Origin of the sequence: Moorena sp. SIO3H5 (genome assembly GCF_010692395.1) — a bacterium.
Taxonomy (GTDB): domain Bacteria; phylum Cyanobacteriota; class Cyanobacteriia; order Cyanobacteriales; family Coleofasciculaceae; genus Moorena.
Map to the genome: position 1 here is coordinate 1 of NZ_JAAHHS010000363.1, position 7,765 is coordinate 7,765.

6 protein-coding genes are annotated in these 7,765 nt (G+C 38.7%); 1 reads left to right on the forward strand and 5 read right to left on the reverse strand.

Annotation, left to right across the window (positions count from 1 at the left end; translation table 11 throughout):
* Positions 1 to 60 precede the first annotated feature (60 nt).
* Positions 61 to 2,904: a WD40 repeat domain-containing protein gene (locus F6K52_RS28260; protein WP_293086409.1), complete on the reverse strand. Its 2,844-nt coding sequence runs from the start codon at positions 2,902 to 2,904 to the stop codon at positions 61 to 63.
* A complete protein-coding gene (locus F6K52_RS28265) occupies positions 2,901 to 4,289 on the reverse strand; it encodes an AAA family ATPase (protein ID WP_293086412.1) in 1,389 nt (462 codons plus the stop codon). The genes F6K52_RS28260 and F6K52_RS28265 overlap by 4 nt, the downstream gene beginning before the upstream one ends.
* A gap of 392 nt (positions 4,290 to 4,681) precedes the next feature.
* On the opposite strand from F6K52_RS28265, the gene F6K52_RS28270 reads away from it, so the two are divergent.
* A complete protein-coding gene (locus F6K52_RS28270; protein ID WP_293086415.1) occupies positions 4,682 to 4,990 on the forward strand; it encodes a hypothetical protein in 309 nt (102 codons plus the stop codon).
* A 286-nt stretch (positions 4,991 to 5,276) separates the two neighbouring features.
* Here the strand turns inward: F6K52_RS28270 and F6K52_RS28275 are convergent, their stop codons facing one another.
* From F6K52_RS28275 to F6K52_RS28285, 3 genes are all read right to left on the reverse strand, one after another.
* Positions 5,277 to 5,732 carry an SRPBCC family protein gene (locus F6K52_RS28275; RefSeq protein WP_293086418.1) on the reverse strand — a complete coding sequence of 152 codons (456 nt, stop codon included), beginning with the start codon at positions 5,730 to 5,732 and terminating at the stop codon, positions 5,277 to 5,279.
* Positions 5,733 to 6,080: 348 nt separating this feature from the next.
* Positions 6,081 to 6,590 carry a late competence development ComFB family protein gene (locus F6K52_RS28280; RefSeq protein ID WP_293086421.1) on the reverse strand — a complete coding sequence of 170 codons (510 nt, stop codon included), beginning with the start codon at positions 6,588 to 6,590 and terminating at the stop codon, positions 6,081 to 6,083.
* A 523-nt stretch (positions 6,591 to 7,113) separates the two neighbouring features.
* On the reverse strand, positions 7,114 to 7,765 hold a 652-nt coding region (locus F6K52_RS28285), incomplete at its 5' end, for a ribonuclease HI family protein (RefSeq protein WP_293086424.1).

The following is a 7,765-nucleotide window of genomic DNA, read 5'->3' on the forward strand; positions in this document are numbered from 1 at the left end:
CTCCCTACTCCCTCCTCCCTACTCCCTACTCCCTACTCCCTACTCCCTACTCCCTACTCCCTACTCCCTACTCCCTACTCCCTCCAAGCGCAGAAAATGCATATTTCCCCCTTCATCCCCTGCGACAATGGTGACGTCATCCGGTGCAACGGCACAACAGTTGATAGCACTTTCTCCAGTAAACGTAGCAATAACTTCCCTAGTCTCGAAATCCCACACTTGGAGTGTTTTATCCGAAGATGCAGAAATCACTAGCTTACCGTTGGATGTTACCTTGATCCGATTTATCGAGTCGCTATGACCTGTAAAGGTAAATATTTCCTCTCGTTTTTCCAAATCCCAAATTTTGATAGTGTTATCCTTAGAGCCAGAAACGACGTACTTACCATCAGGGGTTACGGCGAGAGTATTGATTGAATCGCTATGACCTGTAAGAGTGAAACATTCCTTTCTAGTTTCTAGATTCCAAAGTTTGATGCTTTTATCCTTAGAGCCAGAAATCAAATACTTACTATCTGGGGTGACAGCTAAACTAGTTATTTCATTGTCATGACCTTTAAGGACAAAACGTAATTTTTTGGTTTCCAGATGCCACACTTTAATAGTTCTGTTGGTTGAACCAGAAATTACATAGTTGCCATCTGGCGTGATTGATAGAGTTGTTGCGGAATCATTAAATATGAATGTTATTATATAATATAGAATTTTATCCAATACATATAAAAATGCAATGAACAAAACTAGTTCCAAAATTATACTCGAAAATGGAAATGAAAATTGAATATATAAAAATAAAGAGATAAGACTTGATAGGTAAATAATAGATATCAATAAAATTAAATAAAGATAGCAATATTGAGAGAGTGATAGGAAATCATAAATTCTCTTTATTGTACTGTAATTCCAGACAGTCAAAAATTGATAAGGTGACTGGATTTGATTAGTGATACAAACCAACAAGTTATTGGGTGCAATTCCTAGTCCAATAATTTCATTACTTTCAGAAGCTTGACTTAATTTTATTGTTATATCCGAATATTTGCTATATTTTGATAATTTTATTTTTTGTTGAGATAGTTTTTTATAAAAATATTTAGGTATATTATTTTTAGTAATCTTCAAATGATTGTATATTATTCTTGAAATTATTATGATATTGATAAATGTCATAATAACTATTATCCAATCTACAAAAAAACTTGATAAAAACAAATATATTAATACTAATAATTGTAATAATAATAAGAAATCATTATTATTTAATGGAACATCAAATATCGAGAATACTTTGGTAAAGCATGAATAAATATGCCATATATATTTTTCAAAAATTTTTCTATTTTTTATAACAAGATTATTTTGATAATTATGAGTGCTAGAAAAACTAGAAATTATAGTTTTTTTATTTAATAACCAAACTTTTATGATAGTATCTTCTAACAAAAAAATTACTTGCTTGCCATCGGGAGTAATCGTTACATCATTTACTGAAGTTTTGTTCTGTTTTAATTCAACATGCTTCTCTTGTGATTCTAAATTCCAGACTTTGACTGTTTTATCCTTTGAACCAGAAATAATTTTATTTCCATCTCGTGTTAATTTTATATCATAGATTGAGTCATCATGGGCAATGAAAGTCAAAATTTCTAGCCTATATTCTAGATACCAAACTTTAATAGTATTATCGAAGGAAGCAGAAATTACGTATTTACCGTTAGGTGTAACAGCAAGAGCACTAATAGGATTTTTATGACCTTCAAGAGTGAAAGCTTTTTTTTTCGTTTCTAAATTCCAGATTCTAATAATCTTTGTACTCTGATCAGAATGACCAGAACCATCAATTAGCGACTTGCCGTCAGGAGTAACTGCCATTGCATATACTGGCTCAGACTGTACATTATTCCTGGTATTGCTGGTTTTATGCTCATGTATATCCATGAATAGCATTTTACCATTTGTTAAATCCCAAACCTTAATAATTCCACGCTCTCCTGTAGAAATTACGCGATTATCAGAGGTGATAGCAACAGTTCTCACTATGTCTTTATGACCTTTTAGGGTTAACTCTTCTTTACCAGTTTCCAAATCCCAGACTTTGATAGAGTTAATCTTTGCAATTGATACTGAAACCACTTTCTTGCCATCAGGACTAACTGCTACAGCAACTACAGGGAGACTATGACCATTAAATCTCCGTATTTCTTTACCTGTTGCTAAATTCCAGACTCTAACTGTATTATCAGAGGCACCAGAAATTACCCTGGTGCCATCGGGAGTAACAGCTACAGCATTTACAGGGGCACTATGACCTGTTAATGTTCTAATTTCTGCAGCTGTATTCAAATTCCAGACTTTAAGCGTGTGATCCGATGAACCAGAAATTACCCTGGTGTCATCTGGTGTGACAACAACGGCATTTACGGAGTCACTATGACCAATTAGGGTAGATAGTAAGCGTCCAGTAGGGGGAGTTAACGTAGCTCTCAAACTACGCAAACAAGTCGTTTCGGTGTGGGGTATCTGTTGTAATAATCGTTGAATGTCTGGGGTATCAAAATCTAGTAAACGCCCTGAAAGTTGCCCTGCTAATTGGGTTGTATCTTGACTTAATATATGTGTTGATAGTCGCAATGCTCCCTGAATTAACTTGAGGGATTTTATCGTTTGCTCGCTGTAGTCTGGATGAGCTAAGTCTATATCATTAATCAACTCATAATCTTCAATCAATGCTTTGATGCCAAATTCAGGATGAGTAATTTTGGCTTCGATAAACTCATAATTACTCAGCAAAAGAGATAATTTGTTAAGGTTACCACTTTCTAACCACAAACGGGGAATATCACCCAAAAAATGCTCTATTTCCTCTGGTGATTTTTCCAGTAACCAACTGTGAATATTACTCATAATTCCAGCCCTTCTGTGATATTATCCGCAACTTCAGCACTAATATTAGGTAAAATAACGCCTGCCGCTTGTACAATATCCTGACGATGCAAAAAATCTCGGAAACTTTCGTGATAAAATCGGTAACGTGGTGCTTGCTCGGTTTCTCGCTTCTGTAAAAATTGCTGCCATCCATCAAGCACTTCCTGCACCGTGAATTCATCCTGCTTAGAATAGTTAGCAATTATTTTACGAGAAGCTGCACTACGTAAGGCACACATGGCATAAACAATTTTAATTTTATCCCTGGGTAAAGGCTTGGTTGTCATCCCCATCAACTGCCAATGGTTTTCGTAATAGCCTTGTAACCCTACCGGTAATTCATTCAAGGGTTTATCATTATAAAATCCATCGGCTATGGCTGGCAAAACACAGCGCAAATACATAAAGTTATTTTCGCTTTTTACAGCAATCTCTTCCACAAACTTCTGATTAGAGAGGGAATGTTGCTGCTTAATCCACTGACTCAATCCCGGTTTATAGTCTGGATGATTCAGCAATTGCCAAATATATTCCTTTACATCTCCATTGCTTTGTTTAGACTTTTCTCTTAAATCCAATTCTTGGCTTGGTGTAGCAGGAGATAGCTGCAGCCTTTTCTGATTCTGATTATAGGGTCTTCTGGTCAGGATAAAATAAACACGGTCTGGCAAAATAGTCGGTAAATATAAAAGATTACCAGCTCCCTCTTGGTCAACTTCATCCAAGGCATCCACAACAATCACCAACCGTTCATAGGCATATAATTTTTCCCTAACCTTAGCTAACAAGGCTGATAAATCAGCATCTTGAGCATCTGACAACTGGTAACGAGTGGTCAATTGTTGACGGATTTTTCTTAAGAATAATTCTGGACGATTCATGCCCTCAGCACGACTATTAAAAAAGCAAATTGCGTCTGGGTTGTCTAATACATACTTAGCGGCAATGGCACTTTTACCCATCCCAGCATCACCAATAACAGTAAAGTAGCCATGAGTAGTGTTGCTGAAGAATTTTTCAATAGCGTTAAAGACAAACTGACGTCCGCAAAATAAGTGAGTTTTGTCTTTAATAAGTCCTTCAAACGCTGGTGGTAACTGCTGTGGAGGATACCAGTCTTTTTTGTCAAATATATCAGTTGGTTTAATATCTAGAGCTTTGGCAATTTTTTTAACTCCTAATCTTTTTACTCTATTGGTCTTATTTTTATCTTTAGTATTAAGCAAGCGCTTAATGGTATCCACACCAATTTCAGCTTTATCTGCTAGTTTATCTTGACTCAGTCCAGCTTCTTTATAAGCTTTTATCAATCTGGCTTGACCTTGCTCATCCAATTGCACTCTATCAGAGTCATGCATTACCATAAGTGGATCTTGATACTACTACTTAATTAAGTTTATTTCAATAGTAGCTCATCATAAATTCAACAAACTAGGGCAGATAGGTTTTATTGATTCAGGTATCTGCCCTAAACTCTTTTACAGGAATAGGGCAAAACCTAACATAAACTCAACTCATCTGCCCTTGGCATAGATAGTTTCCTCTGAATAAGATACGAATATAGCACTACGTGCAAGGCAAAATGCAAAATTCAAAATGCAAAATGCAAAGGTGCGCTTTCCAATGGGCGAGTAAATCGCCCTTGGGTCGCACCTAAAAGTTGACTACAACAGTTTTTCAGCTTGTTTCAATGTCAAACACCTTGATGCCTAGCGCTATATCAAAAGTAATCCATAGAAGATTGAGGAGAGCAACAATGGCGTTTAGATTTTCTAAGAAGCGACAAACTAACAATGACTACCGTAATCTCAAAGAAGAAATCATCCTGGAACTATTACGACAAGCACGACATAGTTACAACCTTGCCCTTGGTGTAACTGCTGCATCGGCGTTGATGACTTTATGTGGTGTCGGATTGTTTTATAGTAACAAAGTGTCGGAAGCCAGCCTGACAGCATCGGGGGGAGTTTTGGGGACTATTACTAGTGTCCAATTCGCCAAGGATTCAAAGGAAGAGTTAGAGGAAATGATGGAGAAGTTGTTATTAGATGAAACAGGGGATTAGTGGGGGTGCATCTCATATTTGTATAGCCCTACGCGCAAGGCAAAAGGCAAAAGGCAAAAGGCAAAAGGCAATAGTAAATAGGGTTTTCAGGGAATAAGTGTCAAATGATACTGTACCTCATAACTATGAGAAACGCTATATTTGTAAATTTATAACTCAGGGGAGTGTGGGGAGATGGGAGAGATTTTTATTAATGGTAGTGGTAAAATCCCCATATACTTTCTTGCCTCTTGCCTCTTGCCTCTTGCCTCTTGCCTCTTGCCTCTTGCCTATTTATTGCCTTTCCCTAAACCACCAACTTACAACATTCTCGTTGGGTCACTTCATGGCGATAGCGAAACATTTGCTCTAATTGCAGGGTTACTAACCAACCAAACATCTCTTCGACTAAGGATCCTCCTGGTAAGGCAAATTCTATGGAATCAGTTAGCCGAGTTTTCTGGTCTTCTGGAATAAATTGATGGCGATGAACCCAATAGTCAAAGGGTCCTTCTTGTTGTTGATCACTGAAGAGTCGGTATTGCTCATACTCGGTATGAACAGCTATCCATTGTAAGGGAATCAGACCAAGAAAAATGCGAAATTCCGAAACAGCTCCAATCCCTAAACCTCCTTCACGACGGATCACCTGGATTGGTTGCCAGGGTGGAGTTAGCAGATCGAGAATATCATCTCGCTCATGAAAGTTCCAAACTATCTCAACTGGTGCATTGATGATCGTAGAATAGTTGAAGTGCAGCATTACAGCAGTTTTGAATTGGGTTAGGTACTTTTGTCTTGGCTTTTAGGGAGCAGGGAGCAGGGAGCAGGGAGCAGGTAATAGGTAAGAGGGAAAAAATCCTGTGTATCTTATATCTATGAAAAATGCTGTAAATCACCAAGTTATCAATAAATATAAAACGCTGGTTTGGAGACTATAGCCTGTCAACCTACCCTACGGGAACGCCAAGGGCGAACAACTGATCAACCTGTCAACCTGTTAACCTTGGCCAAAAGGCCACGCTACGCGAACAATCTGTTAACCTGTCAACCTGTCAACCTGTCAACCTGTCAACCTTGAACCTGTCAACCTGTGAACCTGAACCCAAAGTTATAACTGGTAACGAGAGTCATTCCAACCATAAATTGGGTCTCTTGACTGCTCTTTTTGGCGATTTTTTCTGATCTGAGTTGCTCTAATCAGGGTTTGCTTGACAATACTAACCAGGTTATACCATGTTATGTTCTGATTTTTGAGTAATTCCCGGAGTCCTTGCAGAGCCAGTTTAGCGGCTAGAGATTCGGTGTCTTCTTCTGGTCTGATTGGTGTACAGAGCCTGATCGGGTCTCGTTGCACGGCAGCAAAGGCTTGACGCACAGTAGTGCTAATCTCCTGCCTTAGTTTTTTGTTACCCTTTAACTGCTGCTGACGCCTCCCTTCTTCACTGGAAGCATACAGAGGTGGTAAACGATTGAGGGCGTAGGTAGCTACTTCTACCTGGTTTATATACTTAGCTAGCTTGGGGGAAAGTCGAGACTTTTGACGCTCTACTTCCTGAGCCACTAAGATTTCCATGACATTTTGATAGGTTATTGCTTGATGTAATCGATGTCCTTCCATGACTTAACCAGTTAGATATTGCAATAAATAAAAAGTCCTTGACGAGTGGCAAGATCAAAGATGGCAAGGTGAAAGACATTTTGTTTTACCTACGCAAGAACCAGCTCGTCAAATACCCCTACTTGGGGTTACCGTTTGTTAGTAACCCCTTTTTTGAACTCCTGTTGGATTAGCTTTGAGCCTCTACTGCTGAGCGTGAAGCACTTATAGATAGCTTTTATTTATCCTGTCAGGAACTCTAAACAATCGCTCTTTAGTATTTTTTTAGGTTTGAGCTTTACCCCACACCTGGCGAGGGGAGTCTAGTACCCACAATAATAACTCATCTTTTCCTTTCCGCCTATGATATTGATCACAAGCAAAAGCCACGGTTGCGATCGCAATCCCAATGGTGAACTAATCGCATTTTGTAGAAATCTAGTACTAATTACTAAGTAGTGAGGGCTTGCTCAGAGTTTTTACTTATTACAAATTACCTAGGATTGCTAAAGTGATAATCATGTGTTATAATTACAAGGTTTGTTTATCTTTTTTGACGACGCTGGATAATCTTTTCAGATACTTCTAAATCGACCTGGACTTTTCTAATGGCTAAGTCTGCGGGTAATCCTCTGAGATACCAACGGTATACCTTGGCTAAGGTAGATTCATCGGCATCAGCCATAGCGGATGCGATCGCATTTTGAACAGCAGCAGGCACCATTTCCTTTAGGGAGGGTAATCGCTTGCTAGTAAACTCATCCCGACCACTTTTTAACTTAAGGAAATCTTTAACTCCAGCATTTTTTGCGATCGCAATCAGCTCAGAGATCTGGTTAGCCAGTTTTGGTACAGGTTTAACCTTGGGCAACTTAGAGAACTGCTCAGCTAGTTTTGCTAAAGAAGGTTTAGCCTTGGGCAACTCAGAAGACTGCTCAGCTAGTTTTGGTACAGCAGGTTTAACCTTGGGCAACCCAGTGGCTTTATTTTTTACAGCACCAACCCCTTTGCGTTGATCCATGGCCTGATTCGCAACGGCATCGGCTTCTGAATTCTGTGCTCGGGGAATCCACTCCAATTGAACAGAGTCAAACTGATTCAGAAGTGACTTAGCTTTTGTCCATAAGGGTCGTAAGTGGGCTGTTTTAACTCTCCAGGTACCTTTAAGCTGATTGATAACCAGTTGAGAATCTCCT

Bases quoted from the DNA above. Each gene is read 5' to 3' on its own strand.
- F6K52_RS28260 (WP_293086409.1), bottom strand. From the start codon at position 2,904: ATGAGTAATATTCACAGTTGGTTACTGGAAAAATCACCAGAGGAAATA.
- F6K52_RS28275 (WP_293086418.1), bottom strand. From the start codon at position 5,732: ATGCTGCACTTCAACTATTCTACGATCATCAATGCACCAGTTGAGATA.
- F6K52_RS28280 (WP_293086421.1), bottom strand. From the start codon at position 6,590: ATGGAAGGACATCGATTACATCAAGCAATAACCTATCAAAATGTCATG.
- F6K52_RS28265 (WP_293086412.1), bottom strand. From the start codon at position 4,289: ATGGTAATGCATGACTCTGATAGAGTGCAATTGGATGAGCAAGGTCAA.
- F6K52_RS28270 (WP_293086415.1), top strand. From the start codon at position 4,682: ATGGCGTTTAGATTTTCTAAGAAGCGACAAACTAACAATGACTACCGT.